The 19,226-nt window shown below is 59.3% G+C and carries 13 protein-coding genes; 9 read left to right on the top strand and 4 right to left on the bottom strand.

What is annotated here, in order from left to right; genetic code table 11:
• The first annotated feature begins 187 nt into the window (after positions 1-187).
• A complete protein-coding gene (locus DFS28_RS13850; RefSeq protein ID WP_111450273.1) occupies positions 188-544 on the top strand; it encodes a hypothetical protein in 357 nt (118 codons plus the stop codon).
• Positions 545-663: 119 nt separating this feature from the next.
• Here the strand turns inward: DFS28_RS13850 and DFS28_RS13845 are convergent, their stop codons facing one another.
• Positions 664-1,485, bottom strand: a complete 822-nt coding sequence (locus tag DFS28_RS13845) for a peptidoglycan DD-metalloendopeptidase family protein (RefSeq protein WP_111450272.1) — start codon at positions 1,483-1,485, stop codon at positions 664-666.
• 3 nt (positions 1,486-1,488) lie between these two features.
• Entirely contained in the window at positions 1,489-2,868 is a 1,380-nt protein-coding gene (gene xseA, locus DFS28_RS13840) for an exodeoxyribonuclease VII large subunit (protein WP_111450271.1), read from the bottom strand.
• Positions 2,869-3,052: 184 nt separating this feature from the next.
• Here xseA and DFS28_RS13835 point away from each other — a divergent pair, with 184 nt between their 5' ends.
• The 4 genes from DFS28_RS13835 (at position 3,053) to guaA (ending at position 7,900) form a co-directional block, all read left to right on the top strand.
• Entirely contained in the window at positions 3,053-3,820 is a 768-nt protein-coding gene (locus tag DFS28_RS13835) for a sulfite exporter TauE/SafE family protein (protein WP_111450270.1), read from the top strand.
• Between the two features lie 200 nt (positions 3,821-4,020).
• Positions 4,021-4,569: a sugar ABC transporter ATPase gene (locus DFS28_RS13830; protein WP_111450269.1), complete on the top strand. Its 549-nt coding sequence runs from the start codon at positions 4,021-4,023 to the stop codon at positions 4,567-4,569.
• Positions 4,570-4,753: 184 nt separating this feature from the next.
• The gene (gene guaB, locus DFS28_RS13825; protein WP_102616756.1) at positions 4,754-6,223 is read left to right on the top strand and encodes an IMP dehydrogenase; all 1,470 of its coding nucleotides are present in this window, start codon (positions 4,754-4,756) and stop codon (positions 6,221-6,223) included.
• Between the two features lie 99 nt (positions 6,224-6,322).
• On the top strand, positions 6,323-7,900 hold the full coding sequence (guaA, locus tag DFS28_RS13820) for a glutamine-hydrolyzing GMP synthase (protein WP_074873964.1): 1,578 nt from the start codon (positions 6,323-6,325) through the stop codon (positions 7,898-7,900).
• Positions 7,901-7,979: 79 nt separating this feature from the next.
• Here the strand turns inward: guaA and DFS28_RS13815 are convergent, their stop codons facing one another.
• Together DFS28_RS13815 and treR are read right to left on the bottom strand one after the other, a co-directional pair.
• Positions 7,980-11,039, bottom strand: coding sequence for a membrane-targeted effector domain-containing toxin (locus DFS28_RS13815; protein ID WP_111450268.1), 3,060 nt, complete (start codon positions 11,037-11,039; stop codon positions 7,980-7,982).
• 111 nt (positions 11,040-11,150) lie between these two features.
• A complete protein-coding gene (treR, locus tag DFS28_RS13810; protein WP_076028522.1) occupies positions 11,151-11,855 on the bottom strand; it encodes a trehalose operon repressor in 705 nt (234 codons plus the stop codon).
• A gap of 237 nt (positions 11,856-12,092) precedes the next feature.
• On the opposite strand from treR, the gene treP reads away from it, so the two are divergent.
• The 4 genes from treP (at position 12,093) to ptsP (ending at position 19,226) form a co-directional block, all read left to right on the top strand.
• Positions 12,093-13,535 (top strand): PTS system trehalose-specific EIIBC component, encoded by a 1,443-nt coding sequence (treP, locus tag DFS28_RS13805; RefSeq protein WP_111450267.1) that lies wholly within the window; start codon positions 12,093-12,095, stop codon positions 13,533-13,535.
• 117 nt (positions 13,536-13,652) lie between these two features.
• The gene (gene treC, locus DFS28_RS13800; RefSeq protein WP_111450266.1) at positions 13,653-15,299 is read left to right on the top strand and encodes an alpha,alpha-phosphotrehalase; all 1,647 of its coding nucleotides are present in this window, start codon (positions 13,653-13,655) and stop codon (positions 15,297-15,299) included.
• A 106-nt stretch (positions 15,300-15,405) separates the two neighbouring features.
• Positions 15,406-16,629 carry a carbohydrate porin gene (locus tag DFS28_RS13795; RefSeq protein WP_111450265.1) on the top strand — a complete coding sequence of 408 codons (1,224 nt, stop codon included), beginning with the start codon at positions 15,406-15,408 and terminating at the stop codon, positions 16,627-16,629.
• A gap of 62 nt (positions 16,630-16,691) precedes the next feature.
• On the top strand, positions 16,692-19,226 hold the full coding sequence (ptsP, locus tag DFS28_RS13790) for a phosphoenolpyruvate--protein phosphotransferase (protein ID WP_111450264.1): 2,535 nt from the start codon (positions 16,692-16,694) through the stop codon (positions 19,224-19,226).

The following is a 19,226-nucleotide window of genomic DNA, read 5'->3' as shown; positions in this document are numbered from 1 at the left end:
AAAAAAATTGAGAGGAATCCTCGAAAAGTCATGGTTATCGAGATTTTATTGCGGTGAACGGCGGTGATCGTTTTTATGTTTGCGCGAGGTTTGAGCGATGCGCAATTGAAGGCTTTCGGTGATGGGGCGTGTCAGCGCGGCTATTCTTAAAGCCTCACCAAGGACTACTGTCAGGCAGGAGTCGGCAATGAACGAGTCGGATTGGAAACTTTATAGCGCACTGCGTCCGTTGGCCCATGAGCGGCTGTGCATCCGGATCATGGAAGAAGTCGAGCGCATCGTGCTGGATAAAAGCACTGCGCCTTACGAGCGTATTGAAGCCAGTGAGGAAAGGCTGAAGGCGGGTCAACAGGAGCTGTATTGGGCGTTTGGCGTGTTCGGTCACTCACGCAATGAGGCGCCTGCTCACTTGCTGGGGCTGTGTACGCATGAGTTGATCAGCGCTGAAGAGTTGGCGGGCTTCTCGGAGGAAACTCAGGCGTGGATCAAAGAGTGCCTGGCACACAGGGAGATTCATGGGATTGAGGACTTGGAGGCGGAATAGATGGTGTCTGTTATTCCGCCATCGCGAGCAGGCTCACTCCTACAGTTGATCTATGGTGAACACAAATCCAATGTGGGAGTGAGCCTGCTCGCGATGAGGCTAGCCGCGTCACCGCCTATTCAGGGCTGAAATGCACCTATAAAGATGGCCGGATCAACCCGCGCATCATTCAGGCTGACGTTCCAGTGCATATGGGGCCCGGTCGCCCGCCCGGTGGCCCCCACTTTCCCGACCACCCCACCACGGGCCAATTGCTGGCCGACCTTCACGTCGATTTTCGACATGTGGCAGAACATGCTGATAAACCCCTGCCCATGGTCGACAAACACCGTGTTGCCGTTGAAAAAGTAGTTGCCGATCAGGATCACCTTGCCGGCAGCCGGGGTCTTGATCGGCGTACCGGCAGGCACGGCGAAGTCCAGGCCGGCGTGTGGGTTACGCTCTTCACCATTGAAGAAGCGGCGCACGCCGAACTTGCTCGACAGCGGGCCGTTGACTGGTTTGTCCAGCAACAGATTGCTCGGGGTGTTGGGGCTGAAGCTGCGGTAAGCCTGGATCTGTTCGGCCAACTCACCTTCGATGCGCTTGAGATTCTCCGGGTTCGGATTGACCTGCTGCGTGTTCTTCAACGTGATGTGCTGTTCCGGGTATTTCTTGTTGCCGACCGTGAAATTCAGATTCCGCCCGTCACTGCTGACCTGCTGCGTGCCCGGTTTAACCGTCAGCGGCACACCGACAATCGCCAGCCAGTTGTTCTGTTCCTTGACCACCAGCACAGGCTTGCCTTGATAACTGGCCTTCGGCGCCTGCGCAGAGGCACCCAGATCCACCACGGCCACGCCGCCCGGCACCGGTTTGTTCAACAGGCGAGTGATGTAACTGTCGGCGTGGGCATTGAAGGTCAGGCACAGCAACAGCAGCGGAGCTAAAAAACGCGGCATGGATCAATCCAGTAAAGAAAGGGTGACAGGCGTCAGGTGATTGTCTTCGACCCGCACTTGCAGTTCGCCTTCGCCAAGTCTGGCTTTCAGGCGCTGACCGTTGTGGGTTTGCGCGGCGTTGCGGATCGCGTTGCCGCGTTCGTCCAGCAAGATGCTGTAGCCACGGCCAAGGGTCGCCAACGGGCTGACCACATGCAGGGTCTGCATCTGGCTTTGCAGCTGCAGGCGACGGGATTTGAGCCCTTCGCGCATGGCACGGGGCAAGCGTTCGGCAAGGCTGTCGAGGCGCTGACGGAGCATCGCCAGTTGCCGTCCCGGATGTTGCCCGGCGAGGCGGGTTTCCAGGCGGATCAACCGTTCGCGACGGGTATTGAGGCTGCGTTCGAACGCGCGGCGCATGCGCATGTCCAGATCGTCCAGGCGCTGCGCTTGCTGGCGCAGACGTTCGCCGGGATGACGCAAGCGGCGAGACATGCCTTCCAGGCGCAGTCGATCACGCATCAAGCGGTCGCGGATACGCATCACCAGCCGTCGATGCAGGCTTTCGAGCCGACGGACCAGGTCACTGGAGTCCGGCGCGAGCAGTTCGGCAGCGGCGGAAGGCGTCGGGGCGCGGACGTCGGCTACGAAGTCGCTGATCGACACGTCGGTTTCATGGCCAACGGCGCTGACAATCGGCGTCACACAGGCATCCACGGCGCGCGCTACGGCTTCTTCGTTGAAGCACCAAAGGTCTTCCAGCGAGCCGCCGCCACGGGCCAGGATCAACGCATCGAAACCGCGGGCGTCCGCCAGTTTCAATGCGCGGACAATCTGCGCAGTGGCTTCGCGGCCCTGCACGGCAGTGGGGATCAACGTCAGTTGGATCTGCGGCGCACGACGGCGGAATACGCTAATGATGTCGCGAATCACCGCGCCGGTGGGCGAGCTGATGATGCCGATGCGTTGCGGATGCGCGGGCAGCGGCACTTTGCGCTCGGCGCTGAACAGGCCTTCGGCGCTGAGTTTTTCTTTCAGTGCATCGAAGGCCAGACGCAGCGCACCGTCACCGGCCGGCTCCACGGTATCGAGGATCAACTGGTAATCGCCACGGCCCTCGAACAGCGAAACCTTGCCGCGGACCTTCACCGCCAGGCCATCCTTCAATGCCTGGCGCACTCGTGCGGCGTTCTGCCGGAACAGTGCGCAACGCACCTGGGCACCGCTGTCCTTGAGGGTGAAGTACACATGGCCGGACGCCGGACGGGCGAGGTTGGAGATTTCGCCTTCGACCCAGATGTTGCTGAACACGTCTTCGAGCAACACCCGCGCGCGGCCGTTGAGCTGGCTGACAGTCAGGACTTCACGGTCCAGGCCGAGTCTTGCAAAGGGATCTTTAATCATGGGGCGCAGTTTAAAGGCATTCGGCGATCAATCTCCATGACCCAACGAAAATCCCCCTGTGGGAGTGGGCTTGCTCGCGAATGCGGTCTGTCATCCAGCATTGATGTCGACTAGTACTCCGCATTCGCGAGCAAGCCCGCTCCCACAGGGGTAAAGTCAGCTCCGGGATTCAGGGAAGACGGGAATGAACGTGCTTGAGTTGTTGCACCAATGGCCATTCGGCGCTACGGACTGGCTGGTAATCGCGTTGGGCATTGCCCTGGCCTACATCGTGTTCGGCATAGCCGGTTTCGGCACGGCGCTGGTGGCGGGGCCGATTCTGATCCTGTTCATGCCGCTGTCGAAGATCGTGCCGCTGTTGGTGCTGCTGGATTTCGTCGCGGCGTTCGGCAATCTGCTGCCTTCGCGACGGGATGTGGCGAAGCCTGAGTTGCTGCGGTTGCTGCCGTGCATGGCGGTCGGCTGCACGCTGGGGGTTATTTTTCTACTGAATCTGAAATCCGATGTGTTGTTGCTGTTGATGGGGCTGTTTATCAGCGCATATGCGATTTACAGCTTGTGGGTCAAAACCCGTCCGACCCAATTGTCCGCCGCCTGGGCCGTGCCAATGGGCACGGTGGGCGGGATGTTCGGGGCCTTGTTTGGCAGTGGCGGTTTTTTATATGCGATCTATTTGAACAGTCGTCTGCCCAAAGAGGCGGCCCGGGCGACCCAGAGTGCGCTGATCAGTTGCAGCACGGTGGTGCGCTTGAGCCTGTTTGCCGTCGCAGGTGTGTACGCCGAGCTACCCTTATTGGTATTGGCTCTGTGTTTATTGCCGGCGATGGCAGTGGGCCTGTGGATCGGCCGGCGGTTGACCATGAGATTGTCCCGCGAGGCGTTTGTGCGGCTGGTGACCTGGTTGGTGCTGGCCAGCGGAATTGCCTTGATCGGACGTTATTTGAGTGCTTGACCGGATTTCGTCAGGGATTAAGCTGCCGGCCGCCCTGACGCCTTCGCGGGCAAGTCGAATCGTCGCACCGCCGCTCCCACAAGTGACCGGGGGGACATGACTTTTATGTACACCGCCATTCCTTGTGGGAGCGGGCTTGCCCGCGAAGGCGTCGGGTGGCACACCGCAGAACTTTCTATTTAACGCAGTAGGCTGCACCCATGAATTCGCAAAGCATCATCGTTCCGAAAATCTCCACCCTGCCGGTGCACGAACCCCGGGCCCGGGCGGTCGTGCGTTGGCTGGTACGCAAGAACATCATTAAAGAAGAACTGACCACCTGTGGCCGCACTGGCAACCGCATGGCTCATGCCATCGCCGACGGTGCCCGCGCTGTCGTGCTGCATCCTGAAGCGCTGCCGTTCGGCGAACCGATCAATGGCCTGGAAATCATCACCAAGCGCTGCATCTACACGCCCGCCAAGGGTTTCCTTGAAGAGGCGGGCTGCGTCGAGTGCCGCAAGGAAGTCGGCGAAGCGCTGTTCGAAAGCCTGGAAGACTGGATGCCGGGGCGCACCGATAACTTCACGTGTCCGGAATGCGGGCATGAAGACGACATCAACGGGTTTCTTTTCCTGCAGGAATGCGGCTTTTCCAACCTGGGCTTTATCTTCAACAACTGGGCCGAGGCCGGGTTCAAACAGAGCTTTATCGACGAATTTGCCGATTGGCTCGATCAACCTGTCAGTTGGGTGAAAGTCGAACTGTAGGAGCACAGCTTGCTGGCGATGGCGGACTTAAGGGCGCCATCGCCAGCAAGCTGTGCTCCTACAGAATTCGGCGTTAAATACCCGTCGATCGACCGTGTCGAAATAGACAGAGTTTTACATTGAACCCGAGGGGGTGTCTGACTATAATGGCGCGCTTCCATTTTCCCGCTCGGGAGCCCCCGCGATGCTGCGTATCAGCCAAGAAGCTCTGACATTCGACGACATTCTCCTAGTGCCTGGTTATTCCGAGGTGCTTCCTAACGAAGTCAGTCTCAAGACCCGCCTAACCCGTGGCATCGAGCTGAATATTCCTCTGGTTTCTGCCGCCATGGACACCGTTACTGAAGCCCGTCTGGCAATTGCCATGGCTCAGGAAGGTGGCATCGGCATTATCCACAAGAACATGACCATCGAGCAGCAAGCTGCCGAAGTGCGCAAGGTCAAGCGTTATGAGGCCGGCGTGGTCAAGGACCCGATCACCATCGAGGCTGACGCCACGGTTCGTGAACTGTTCGAACTGACCCGCATGCACAACATCTCCGGCGTTCCGGTTTTGCACGATGGCGACCTGGTCGGCATCGTCACTTCCCGTGACGTACGTTTCGAAAACCGTCTGGACGCCACCGTCCGTCAAGTGATGACGCCTAAAGAGCGTCTGGTCACGGTCAAGGAAGGCGCCGACAAGAACGACGTCCGCGAGTTGTTGCACAAACACCGCATCGAACGCGTGCTGATCGTCGACGACAAATTTGCCCTCAAAGGCATGATGACCGTTAACGACATCGAAAAAGCCAAGGCTTACCCGCTGGCCAGCAAGGACGATCAAGGTCGTCTGCGTGTTGGTGCAGCAGTCGGTACCGGTAAAGACACCGGTGATCGCGTAGCTGCCCTGGTCAATGCCGGCGTTGACGTGGTGGTGGTCGACACCGCTCACGGTCACTCCAAAGGTGTGATCGACCGCGTTCGCTGGGTCAAACAGAATTTCCCTGAAGTGCAGGTCATCGGCGGCAACATCGCCACCGGCGCTGCCGCCAAGGCTCTGGCCGAAGCAGGCGCCGATGCAGTCAAGGTCGGTATCGGCCCAGGCTCGATCTGCACCACCCGTATCGTCGCCGGTGTCGGCGTCCCGCAAATCAGTGCCATCGCCAACGTCGCCGCTGCCCTCGAAGGCACAGGCGTTCCGTTGATCGCCGACGGCGGCATCCGTTTCTCCGGTGACCTGTCCAAGGCCATCGTTGCCGGTGCCTCCTGCGTGATGATGGGCTCGATGTTCGCCGGTACTGAAGAAGCGCCAGGCGAGATCGAACTGTTCCAGGGTCGTTCGTACAAGGCTTACCGCGGCATGGGTTCGCTGGGCGCCATGTCCCAGGCTCAAGGCTCCTCCGACCGTTACTTCCAGGACTCCTCGGCAGGCGCCGAGAAACTGGTTCCGGAAGGGATCGAAGGGCGTGTTCCTTACAAGGGCACATTGAGCGCCATCATCCATCAATTGATGGGCGGCCTGCGTTCCTCGATGGGTTACACCGGCAGTGCCGACATCGAAGAAATGCGCACCAAGCCTGAGTTCGTGCGGATCACCGGCGCTGGCATGGCCGAGTCCCACGTTCACGACGTGCAAATCACCAAAGAAGCGCCAAACTACCGCGTAGGTTGAGCCTTCCAGCAAAAAGTTAAGTAACCGGGGCTGTTTTATTCAGCCCCGAGTTGTTTCTGAATCACGACTGTTTCTGAATTACTTAGACGAGACTGAATCATGGCCCTCGACATTCACGCTCACCGTATCCTGATCCTCGACTTCGGTTCCCAGTACACCCAGCTGATTGCCCGCCGCGTGCGTGAAATCGGCGTGTACTGCGAACTGCATCCGTTCGACATGGACGACGAAGCGATTCGCGAATTCGCTCCAAAAGGCGTCATTCTCGCCGGTGGCCCCGAGTCCGTGCACGTCGCCGACAGCCCGCGCTGCCCGCAAGCGGTGTTTGACCTGGGCGTACCGGTCTTCGGTATCTGCTACGGCATGCAGACCATGGCTGAACAGCTGGGTGGCAAGGTCGAAGGTTCCGAACTGCGTGAGTTCGGTTACGCCCGTGTCGACGTGGTCGGCAAGAGCCGTCTGCTCGACGGCATCGAAGACCACATCGACGCCGACGGCCTGTTCGGCCTCGACGTGTGGATGAGTCACGGTGACAAGGTCACCAAGATGCCGCAGGACTTCCACATCCTGGCCAGCACCCCAAGCTGCCCGATCGCCGGCATGTTCGACGACGCGCGTGGCTACTACGGCGTGCAGTTCCACCCGGAAGTGACCCACACCAAGCAGGGCGGTCGCATCCTCTCGCGTTTCATCCTCGACATCTGCGGCTGTGAAGCCTTGTGGACGCCTTCGAAGATTGCTGAAGACGCCATCGCCAACATTCGCGCCCAGGTCGGCACCGACAACGTACTGCTCGGCCTGTCCGGCGGTGTGGATTCCTCGGTAGTTGCCGCGCTGCTGCACAAAGCCATTGGCGACCAGCTGACCTGCGTCTTCGTCGACAACGGCCTGCTGCGTCTGCACGAAGGTGAGCAAGTGATGGCCATGTTCGCCGAGAACATGGGCGTCAAGGTGATCCGCGCCAATGCCGAAGATCAGTTCCTCGACAACCTGGCTGGCGAGTCCGACCCGGAGAAGAAGCGCAAAATCATCGGCCGTACCTTCATCGACGTCTTCGATGCCCAGTCCAACAAACTGGACAACATCAAGTACCTCGCCCAAGGCACCATCTACCCGGACGTGATCGAGTCGGCTGGCGCCAAAAGCGGCAAGGCGCACGTGATCAAGTCGCACCACAACGTGGGCGGCCTGCCGGAAGAAATGAACCTCAAGCTGGTTGAACCCCTGCGCGAGCTGTTCAAGGACGAAGTCCGTCGTCTGGGCCTGGAACTGGGCCTGCCGTACGACATGGTCTACCGTCACCCGTTCCCGGGCCCGGGCCTGGGCGTGCGGATCCTCGGTGAAGTGAAGAAGGAATACGCCGACCTGCTGCGTCGCGCCGACCACATCTTCATCGAAGAACTGCGCAAGGCCGACTGGTACCACAAAGTCAGCCAGGCATTCGTGGTGTTCCAGCCAGTGAAATCGGTTGGCGTTGTCGGCGATGGCCGTCGTTACGCCTGGGTCGTTGCCCTGCGTGCCGTTGAAACCATCGACTTCATGACCGCTCGTTGGGCGCACCTGCCTTACGAACTGCTGGAAACCGTTTCCGGTCGGATCATCAACGAAATCGAAGGCATCTCCCGCGTCACCTACGACGTGTCGAGCAAGCCGCCGGCGACGATTGAGTGGGAGTGATCCCGCGCTAGCCTTGATGGCTTGATCGCAGGTAACTGAGAAGGCCGTGTGAACACTGTTCACACGGCCTTTTTACGTTTTAGACGCCGGTTAGCCGAATGGGGGCCATGCCCATTCTGTGCAGCGCTGAGCTCAAGCCTTCGGTCGTTGGAAAACGTCGTCCGCTGATCTGCCAGGAATCCCGTTCGATGTAGTAGCCGTCCGCATCTTGTTTTATGGGCGTGCGAACGAGTTTCCCGCGGATCACCATGCCGTTTCTGGTGATGGTTCGGCTGCGATGAACCAGTATTGGTTCACCGGTACTGGTGCTGAGGGTGTACATGCCAGGCCTGGGCAGGCCATCTTCCAGTCTTTGCGCAAGGGCCACGCTTTTCGGCGTCGGGATCTGCAGCAACAAGTCATTTTTGACAAAACTGACCGCTTGCCCCGGGCGCGCCACATCGGAGATCCCGGGGTCGACCTTGATACCGCCGAGCTCATCCACGCCCACACTCTCGATACGCAGGCCGATGCTCCCTTCAAGCTCACTGACACCCACCACGTCAGCATAGGTATTGGCGTGGCTGTTACCGACCAATGCCACCCAGCGATGGGTGCCTCTGGCTGTCTGGTCGGCGCTGATGACTTGTTGGGCGAAGAAATTCATCATTTTTTGTCGGAAATTTATGTCTGGCCTCTGAATACCGGCGCTGCGGTAACTGGCCAGGCAGTCGATGGCTTGCACGCGGATATTATTTTTTTGTGCGGTCCTGACGACCTGTTCAAACGTGAATTGTTTGCTGGGGTCGGTCGAAAAAGTTGCATCAAGATCCTTGAGGTAGCTTTCCAGATCCTCGGACATCACCCCGGTGCGGTTGAACACATCCAGGTCCGCTTGATGGAAATCCGTCAGCAGATGCTCCATGTACAGGGTTTTGACCTTCTGTTTGCGCAGCACGCTCATGTTCTCGATCAAAAATTGTTTGCTGCCCACGCTGGAGTGACTTTCACCGATGACCAGGCTTTGTGAGCGCTTGAACAGGGTCTTGATGATGTCCTTGAGCTTCGCATTCGCGATGAACGATGGAATGGCAGGCCTGGGTGGCAGCTGTGGTTGCGGCTGCGAATAAAAGGACACGGCGTCGTCGTGTAGTCTTCGGCGTAGTCTTTTGAAGGCTTCCAGCTCATCGGCTGGATTGTTGGGATTGATAAAGCCGTCCTTTAAATCGCCCTTTGTCTCCAAACCATTGGCTGCCTTTTTGAGGGCCGGCTTGATGTCCTGAGGAACATCGTATGCAGTCGCCGGGGCGTCGAAGTCGGGCAGTGGCGGCTCGGCCCTGGCGAACAGATCGGAAAACTTGCCGCCTCCCGCCAGACCGGGACGAGTGAGGGGCACCCACTCACCCATTTCATCCAGGCGCACCGGTATGTTGCGGTAAAAGGAGTGGGGATCGACCGGATCGATGATCGTCCAGGTCTTCAGTTCGTTGCTGTAGCGCACCTGGTAGAAATTGTCCCCCATGGCGATGTAATTACCGCCTGTCTCGGGCTGATAGATGCCTTGAAACTTGCCTTCCTCGTTGATGGGGGAATAGCCATCGAGGATTTCATTGGTTTCAAAAGGCGCCAACAGGCTGGCATCTCCCGGGTCGGGTTTGATGGATTCGAAGGGCAGTTGCACTGGGGGGCTCGGCGACTTCAAATCTTCCCCAGGGATGATTGCCTCCTCTGCTTCCTCTGCTTCCTCTGCTTCCTCTGCTTGCGCGAACTCGCTTGCCCCTCTCAGGAACGGCAAGTTGAACAGGATGTCCACGCTGCCAAGGATGGCCCCTTTGATCGCGGCCTTGCGTTCCGCAGGGGTCGTGGCGTTGATGGCCTGATCGATGTGCAAGCCGACATTGGCAATGCCCGCGCCTATGACAACCAGCGCTGCTGGCCAGGCCGCTGCAGCCATTGGCCCAAAGACGCGGTTGAAGGCATTGAGGTAGCCGATCCACAGCTTTTTGCGTAGCTCGCCATTGGAATGCAGCAGGTAATTGGCGTCGCTGAGCATGCGCTCATGGGTGGACTGGCTCAAATGGGTGAACGTATCACCGGCAATTTTCTCGCCACGGTAGTGGAGCAAGTGATGGTCGGCGGCGGTGTCTTCATCCGGTAATACCTCGTACGTATGGGTGAGGCCGACATTTTCATATTCGGTGTTCTCCAGAAAGTGAAAGATCAGGCCAACGCCGGTGAAATTGGCGAGCTTGTGCCCCAGCGAAGTGGGCTTTTCCTGAACGATGTCGCGCTCTTCCTGCTTGAAGTGCATGAGCATGCGTTCACGGCCTTCGGCGTCCTTGACCTCATTGACCAGCCATTCGTGCAGCTCTTCGACCTTGTTGAAACAGTGGAAACCCCTGGGTTCGCCAGGAACGTAGAGAATGTTCAGGTCACTGTCGTCAGTGATGCTGAAGATGTCCGTGGAAACGAACTCATCAATACAAAACTTGCGAATCGATAAACCGCTGGCTGTGGTCGCCTCGTCCATCAGCATTTGCCGGGTGAGCGGTCTGCCCGCATTCCCCGCGCAGGCCCTGAGCACCAGGGTGAAATGTTCACGGGACAAGTGCCCGCTCTCATAGTCTTCAATCGCTTTGGCGATGAAGGTGCACTTGGCCAGCGCACGGAAGTTGGCGCTGTGTTTTTCCCAGAATGTCGCAATGGCCGTTTTGTAACGGTCAGCGAAATTGATGTCCCAGAAGGCTTTCAGTACGTCGCTGGCATGCAGGCGCACTTCGTTGGTTTCGTCGTAACTCTCGGCGTCATCACCGATCCGGTAAAAGCCGCCATAGAGATCCAGCAGGTCGGCATTGTCCTGGTCGTGGACGCTGAAACGGTGCATGACCAGTTGCGGGAAGGTCATGGATTCCTTGGGTTTTTCAAGGATGTGCTGCCAGCCGGTAAAGGCCGTGGAGCTGCTTTGGGCACCATGGAACCGGTGCCACCAGACTTTGTCCGGGGTGATGTCGGTGATGTGATGTCGGGTGAGGATGTCCTGGGCGATTTCGTACGCCATGGCGTACAGGTCGGGGCAGTCGTCGACCAGACCGGGGACCAGGGCCTGGAGGGCCTGGGCATCGGCGGAGTTGGTCAGGATGATGTCTTGGGTATCGTCCATGATGCTTTCCTTGAGCGTTTGAGGGCGCTCACTATCTCAAGGGGCATCGGATCCATCTGTAAGGCACTTGCTGACGAAAGACGTAGGAGTAGGCGAGTGCCAGCGTCAGGCTCAGCGCCGCGCAATGTCAGAAAAGTAAAACTTGTCCAGCGTATGCCGCGACTCGGTGTATTCGAACTGCCGACCATCCTGCAAAAACGTCTGGTTGCTGACCACGATCACATGGCTCTGGCCGTCGAGGTCCAGGTGTTGCTGGTCGTCCTTGCTGCGGGGCACCGCTTCGATGGTGCGCTGGGCGTAGGCGATTTGCAGTTGCAGGGTCTGCTCGATGAAGGCGTAGATCGAGTGCTCGGCAATGTCCCGGGACAGGCCGGGGATCACGTCGCTGACGAAATGGTTGATGTCCAGGATCACCCGTTTGCCGTCAATCCGTCGTACTCGTTTGATTCGCGTGATCAGGCTGCCGGCTTCAGCCTTGATGTGTTCGATCAATGGACCTTCGAGGGGGATTTGAGTGAACTCGACCACCTCGGTGCTGACGTCGTTACCCAGGCGTGGATACGTTTCCTGAAAGCTGACGATGCCGCCGAGCTGGAATTCGATCGGGTTGGTCGACAGCACGAACGTGCCTTTGCCGTGGACCTTCTGCGCGAAACCGCGCTCCTGCAATTGCTCGATCGCCTTGCGCACGGTGCCGCGACTGGCCTGGTAGCTGTCCATCAGTTCGGTTTCGGAAGGCAACCGGGCGCCGCGTTCCAGACGTTCGGTCGTGATGCTGGCAAGCAGATCGCTGTAGATCTGGTTGTATTTACTCATGGGGATGGCTCTATGCCGCGCTGTACTCAAGGCTTCGAACCTTAAGGGCAGGGTAGGGGTTTGTCCATGCGGCGTTAGGTTTCTTTGACTTTGGAGGTAGGAAACATCGCCGCCTGTCGGGTTCAGGATAAACAAAATCAAACTCGTCTGTACGAGTTGTTGCTTTAACTCGTACAGACGAGTACTTTTCGCTTCGGCGTGCTGCCAATAACAAAAAACTACAGCGCAAGGACAATCATGAGCCACGACTATCCGAATATCGCCAGCGAGCTGCTGCAAAGCCTCGGTGGCAGCGACAACCTCGAGCAGGCCGCGCACTGTGTCACACGGCTGCGCCTGGCCCTCAAGGACCCGAGCCTGGTCAACAGCGCCACCCTGAACCAGATCGATCTGGTCAAAGGCTCGTTCTTCACTGGCGGCCTGTTCCAGGTGGTCATCGGCCCTGGTGAAGTGGAAAAGGTCTACGCCGAACTGCGTCGTCAAACCGGTCTCGCCGCCTCAACCATCGCCGACGTCAAACAGAAAAGCGTCGAGAAGATCAATCCCATGCAGCGGCTGGTACGGGTGTTTTCCGACGTCTTCATGCCGATTCTGCCGGCGCTGATCATTGCCGGCCTGCTGATGGGCATCAACAACCTGATCGGCGCCAAAGGCATGTTCATCGAGGGCAAGACCCTGCTGGACGCCTATCCGAAGCTTGACGGGCTCTGGAGCCTGATCAACCTCATGGCCAATACCTCGTTTGTGTTCCTGCCGGCGCTGGTGGGCTGGTCGGCGGCCAAGCGCTTTGGCGGCAGCGAGATCCTCGGCATCGTGCTTGGCCTGATGCTGGTGCACCCCGATCTGCTCAATGCCTGGAACTATGGCAAGGCCGTTGCGGGTCTCGACGGCCAGAGCCTGCCGTACTTCGACATCCTCGGTTTGTTCCAGATTGAGAAGGTTGGCTATCAGGGACAGATCCTGCCGATCCTGATGGCAGCCTACGTGATGAGCGTCATCGAAAAATGGCTGCGGGCGCGGGTGCCTAACGCGGTGCAATTGCTGGTGGTGCCGATCACCACCATCGTTGTCACCGGCGTGCTGGCGCTGGCGGTGATCGGCCCGGTGACCCGTCATCTGGGGATTCTCATCACCGAAGGCGTGGTCATGCTGTTTGACCTGGCGCCGATGGTCGGCGGGGCGATTTTTGGTTTGCTCTACGCGCCACTGGTGATCACCGGCATGCACCACATGTTCCTCGCGGTCGACTTGCAGCTGATCTCCACCCAGGGCGGCACTTTCATCTGGCCGATGATCGTCATGTCCAACCTGGCCCAGGGCAGCGCGGCATTGGCAGTGTTCTACATGACCCGCAACGTGCGGGATAAAAGCATGGCCTCGACCTCGGCGATTTCCGCTTACTTCGGCATCACCGAACCGGCCATGTTCGGGGTCAACCTGCGCTACAAATTTCCGTTTTATGCAGCCCTGATCGGTTCGGCCCTGGGCTGCATTTTCCTGTCGCTGAACAAGGTCCAGGCCTCGGCGATCGGCGTCGGTGGGTTGCCCGGTTTTATCTCGATCATTCCGCAGTTCATTCCGATGTTCGTGATCGGGATGGTGATTGCCATGGTCGTGCCGTTTGTTCTGACCTGCGGGTTGAGCATGAAGATTGTTCGGCCTGGGTATCGGGTTGCCTGATAGATCGCTATCGCGAGCAGGCTCGCTCCCACATGGGAATGCATTCAACTGTGGGAGCGAGCCTGCTCGCGATGAGGCCCTAAGGGCCGCTACAAAACTTATTGAAGGAATAGCGCCATGCAAGACTGGCAACGTTCGGTGATCTACCAGATCTACCCGAAGAGTTTTCACAGCCACGCCGGCAACCCCACGGGAGATTTGCTTGGCGTTGTGGCCAAGCTCGATTACCTGCACTGGCTGGGTGTCGATTGCCTGTGGATCACGCCGTTCCTGCGTTCGCCCCAACGCGACAACGGCTACGACATCAGTGATTACTACGCCATCGACCCGAGTTACGGGACCATGGCCGATTGCGAATTACTGATCGCCGAGGCTGGCAAGCGCGGGATCAAGCTGATGCTCGATATCGTGGTCAATCACACCTCCATTGAACACACCTGGTTCCAGCAGGCCCGTAGCAGCCTCGACAACCCGTACCGGGATTTCTACATCTGGCGCGACCAGCCGAACAACTGGGAATCCAAGTTCGGTGGCTCTGCATGGGAGTATGAAGCCCAGACCGGTCAGTACTTCCTGCACCTGTTCGACCACACTCAGGCCGACCTGAACTGGGACAACCCAAAGGTGCGTGCCGAAGTCTTCAAGATGATGCGTTTCTGGCGCGACAAGGGCGTCGGCGGGTTCCGTCTGGACGTGATCAACCTGATCTCCAAACCGGCAGACTTCCCGGAGGACAACACCGACGGTCGACGTTTCTACACAGACGGCCCGAACGTCCACGAGTACTTGCAGCAAATGCACCGCGAAGTGTTCGAAGGCCATGACCTGATCAACGTCGGCGAGATGTCTTCCACCAGTCTGGAGCACTGCATTCGTTACTCGCGACCCGAGTCGAAAGAACTGTCGATGACCTTCAATTTCCATCACCTGAAGGTCGATTACCCGAACCTGCAGAAGTGGATTCGCGCCGACTTCGACTTCCTCGAACTCAAGCGCATCCTCTCCGACTGGCAAACCGGCATGCAGGCCGGCGGTGGCTGGAACGCGCTGTTCTGGTGTAACCACGACCAGCCACGGGTGGTCTCGCGTTTTGGTCATGACGGCGAATATCGCGTGCTCTCGGCGAAGATGCTCGGCACGGCATTGCACTTCCTCCAGGGCACGCCGTTCGTGTACCAGGGCGAGGAACTGGGCATGACCAATCCGGGCTTCGATCACATCGATCAGTACCGCGATGTCGAGACGCTGAACATCTTCCGGCTCAAGCGCGAGGCGGGTGCGAGCGATGCCGACAACATGGCGGCGATCATGCAGAAGTCCCGGGACAACGGCCGTACGCCGATGCATTGGAACGCCGAGCCCAACGCGGGTTTCAGCGCTGTCGAGCCGTGGATCGGGGTGCCAGCGAACGCCGGGCAGATCAACGTTGCCGCTCAGCTCGATGACCCGGATTCGGTGTTGCATCACTACCGTCAGTTGATCGCTCTGCGCCGCAGTGAAGCGCTGATGTCCGACGGTGTCTATCGGCAATTGTTGCCCGAGCACACGCAAGTCTGGGCGTACGTGCGTGAGGGCAATGGCGAACGCTTGCTGGTGCTGAACAACTTCTACGGCACGCCATGCGAAGTCGAACTGCCAGATCAAGTGATCAGCGAAACCATGGCCCAACGCCTGGTCATCAGCAATTACCCGGACTGTCCGACGCGAAATCGACAGGTCCGCTTACGGCCTTATGAGTCGTTCGTGCTGCATATGACCGACTGACCGACCGCAAAAAAACACCGACTCAAAAAAACACGCAGAACGCTGCGCGGGGGAGTTTTGCGCGCCGATTTTGCTGCTGCACACAATAAAAATAATGGGGTAGCTCTTGAAAACAACAATAAATCGCAGCCTTGCAATGGCGGGCGTGTGCCTGGCCTTGCCTCTTTCGGCCCAGGCGCTGGAGTTCGCCGGTTACTTGCGCAGCGGCGTCGGCACCTCGGTCAACAGCGATAAACAGCAGTGCTTCCAGCTGCCGGGTGCGCAGACCAAATACCGCTTGGGCAACGAATGCGAGCAGTACGCCGAACTGGAATTGCGCCAGGATCTTTACACCCTGGATGACGGCTCGGTGCTGAGCGTCGACGGCATGGCTTCGTTGTACAACCAGTACGACAAGGACCTGACCTTCAACGGTGACAACGGCTCGGTGCGCCTGCCGCAGGCGTATGCGCAGTGGTCGAACATGCCAAGCCTCAACGGCGGCTCGCTGTGGGCCGGCCGGCGTTACTACAAACGGAACGATATTCACATTTCCGACTTCTACTATTGGAACCAGAGCGCCACCGGCGGCGGTATCGAGGACGTGCTGATCGGCGATCTGAAATACAGCTACGCCTTCTCGCGCAAGGACAACCTGTACCAGAAGGACTACATCAACCGCCATGACTTCAACGTTGCCGGCTTCAACACCAACCCCGGCGGTGCGTTGGAATTCGGGCTGAGCTACATCGACAAACCCGACAGCCGCGACGCTCACCGTGGCTGGGCGATCACCACCCAGCATGTGCAGAAAGGCTTTTTGGGCGGCAAGAACAAACTGGCTTTCCAGTACGGCGAAGGTCCCGGCACCGGGTTGGGTTATACCGGTAACGTGAAGCTCGACGACAGCAACAAAAGTTATCGGGTGGTGGAGTTCTTCGACTGGCAGGTGACGCCGCGATTTGGCGGGCAGATCGAGGCGGTTTACCAGAAAGACATTCGCCCGGACGGCAGCGATCAGAACTGGATTTCCCTGGGTGTTCGCCCGACCTATGCGCTCACCGAGCAATTCAAACTGGTGACCGAACTGGGTCACGATCAGGTCGACGCCACGGGCGGCACGCGCAAGCTGAGCAAGTTCACCTTCGCCCCGACCTGGTCGCCCAAGGGGCCGGAATTCTGGGCACGGCCCGAGGTGCGTTTGTATTACACCTATGCGAGCTGGAACGAGGCGGCCAAACGGGCCGCCAATGAACAGGCGCAGGGCTCGGCGTTGTCCGACACCGGCGCCTTCGGCACGGCGCGGCACGGTTCGAATGTCGGATTGCAGGTCGAGTACTGGTGGAAATAAGCGATGCTGTCGGAGCCTCGCGCTCCATCGGCACTTCAAAGAACAAAACAGCAGGTGACGTCATGGCCACACCCCAACAATTGCAACTGCACGCGCCCCTGTCCGGCGTATTGATGCCACTGGACCTCGTGCCCGATCCGGTGTTTTCCAGCCGCGTGATCGGCGATGGCCTGTGCATCGATCCGACTTCAACGACGTTGTGCGCGCCGCTGGCAGGGGTTGTCAGCAACGTGCAGGCCAGCGGGCATGCGATCAGCATCACCGACGAAAATGGCGTGCAAGTGTTGATGCACATTGGCCTCGACACGGTGAACCTGGCCGGGAAGGGGTTCACGCGGTTGGTGGAGGAGGGCCAGCAGGTTGACGTTGGGCAGTCGCTGATCGAGTTCGATGCCGATTTTGTGGCGTTGAATGCCCGCAGCCTGCTGACGTTGATGCTGGTGGTCAGCGGTGAGCCGTTCACTTGGCTGACAGCGGAATCGGGATTGGTAGACCGTGGCCAGCCTTTACTGAGCTTGAAGCCCATCGAGCAGGCAACGGATGAGCCAGTGCCGGAAGCGGGCGAAGCAGTGTTTTCCAAACCGGTGACACTCGCCAATCCGAACGGTTTGCACGCCCGTCCGGCCGCGGTGTTCGCTCAGGCGGCGAAAGGTTTTTCGGCGAGCATTTACCTGCATAAACAGCAGGCGAGTGCGAACGCGAAATCCCTGGTGGCGATCATGGCGTTGCAGACGGGGCACGGTGACGTTGTGCAAGTCAGCGCGGCCGGCCCGGATGCTGAAGCGGCGATCAAGACGCTGGCCGAGCTGCTGATCAGTGGATGCGGTGAAGCGGTGGCGGCCTCGGCGCAGGTTGAGGCGAAGGCGACCGAGGCTTCATCGCTGACGGTGTTGCGTGGGGTTTGCGCATCGGCCGGGTCGGCGTTTGGCCAAGTGGTGCAGATAGCCGAACAACACCTGGAAGTGAATGAATTCGGCGCCACACCACAGGTTGAACGCGATCATCTGTCCCGCGCCCTGGCCGAGGCGCTGCTGGCCCTGCAACAACTGCGTGACAACGCCATGGGCAGCGCGCAGGCAGACATCTTCAAGGCGCACCAGGAACTGCTCGAAGACCCGGGTTTGTTGGAGGTGGCTCACGTGCTGATCAACGAAGGCAAAAGTGCCGGGTTCGCCTGGCGCGCGGCCACCGAGTCGGCGGCAACCTTGTTCAAAAGCCTGGGCAATGCCTTGCTGGCGGAGCGGGCGGCGGACCTGGCCGATGTTGGCCAGCGAGTGCTCAAGCTGATCCTCGGCGTACAGGATCAGGCGATGGAGCTGCCGGAAGCGGCGATCTTGATCGCCGAACAACTGACGCCGTCACAGACCGCCGGGCTCGATACCCGCAAGGTACTGGGTTTCGCCACGGTCGGTGGCGGCGCTACCAGCCACGTTGCGATCCTCGCTCGGGCGTCCGGTTTGCCAGCGATCTGCGGGTTGCCCGTTCAGGTGCTGGGGCTGGCCAACGGCACTCAAGTGTTGCTCGACGCCGACAAGGGCGAGCTGCATCTGGACCCGGATCTGGCGGCCATCGAGCAGCTGCAAGCCAATCGTCAGCGCCAGCAGAAACGCCATCAACATGAGTTGGCGCACGCAGCGCTGGCGGCGTGTACCCGCGATGGACACCACGTTGAAGTGACGGCCAACATCGCCTCGCTGGCTGAAGCGGAGCAGGCCATGGCTCTGGGAGGCGAGGGCGTCGGACTGTTGCGTTCGGAGTTTCTTTATCTGGATCGCAATCATGCGCCGAGCCATGACGAACAGGCCTGCACCTACAGCGCCATCGCCCGCGCCCTGGGGCCGGCGCGCAATCTGGTGGTGCGGACGTTGGATGTCGGCGGCGACAAACCGTTGGCCTACGTGCCGATGGACAGCGAAACCAACCCGTTCCTCGGCATGCGCGGGATTCGTTTGTGTCTGGAGCGCCCGCAACTGCTGCGCGATCAGTTCAAGGCGATCCTGAGCAGCGCCGGACTGGCCCGTCTGCACATCATGCTGCCCATGGTCACGCAGCTGTCGGAGTTGCGCCTGGCCCGGGAGATGCTTGAGGAAGAGGCGCTGGCATTGGGCCTCACTGAACGGCCGAAACTGGGGATCATGATCGAAGTGCCGGCAGCGGCGCTGATGGCCGATCTGTTTGCGCCCGAAGTGGATTTCTTCTCGATCGGCACCAACGACCTGACCCAATACACCCTGGCCATGGACCGCGATCACCCGCGCCTGGCCAGTCAGGCCGACAGCTTTCATCCGTCGGTGCTGCGTTTGATTGCCAGCACCGTGAAGGCCGCCCATGCCCACGGCAAATGGGTCGGTGTGTGTGGCGCCATGGCCTCGGAAACGCTGGCGGTGCCGTTGTTGCTGGGACTTGGGGTGGATGAACTGTCGGTGAGCGTGCCGTTGATTCCGGCGATCAAAGCGGCGGTTCGCGAAGTGGATCTGCTGGACTGCCAGGCCATCGCCCAGCAAGTGCTGGGCCTGGAAAGCGCCGAGCAAGTGCGCGAGGCGTTGCGGCTGTATCACGAGGCGACGGTCGATACTTCACTGGTACTGGAGAACTGA

The sequence above is a fragment of the Pseudomonas sp. 478 genome (assembly GCF_003254125.1).
Lineage (GTDB): Bacteria > Pseudomonadota > Gammaproteobacteria > Pseudomonadales > Pseudomonadaceae > Aquipseudomonas.
This window is presented reverse-complemented; position numbering and strand designations above follow the sequence as displayed.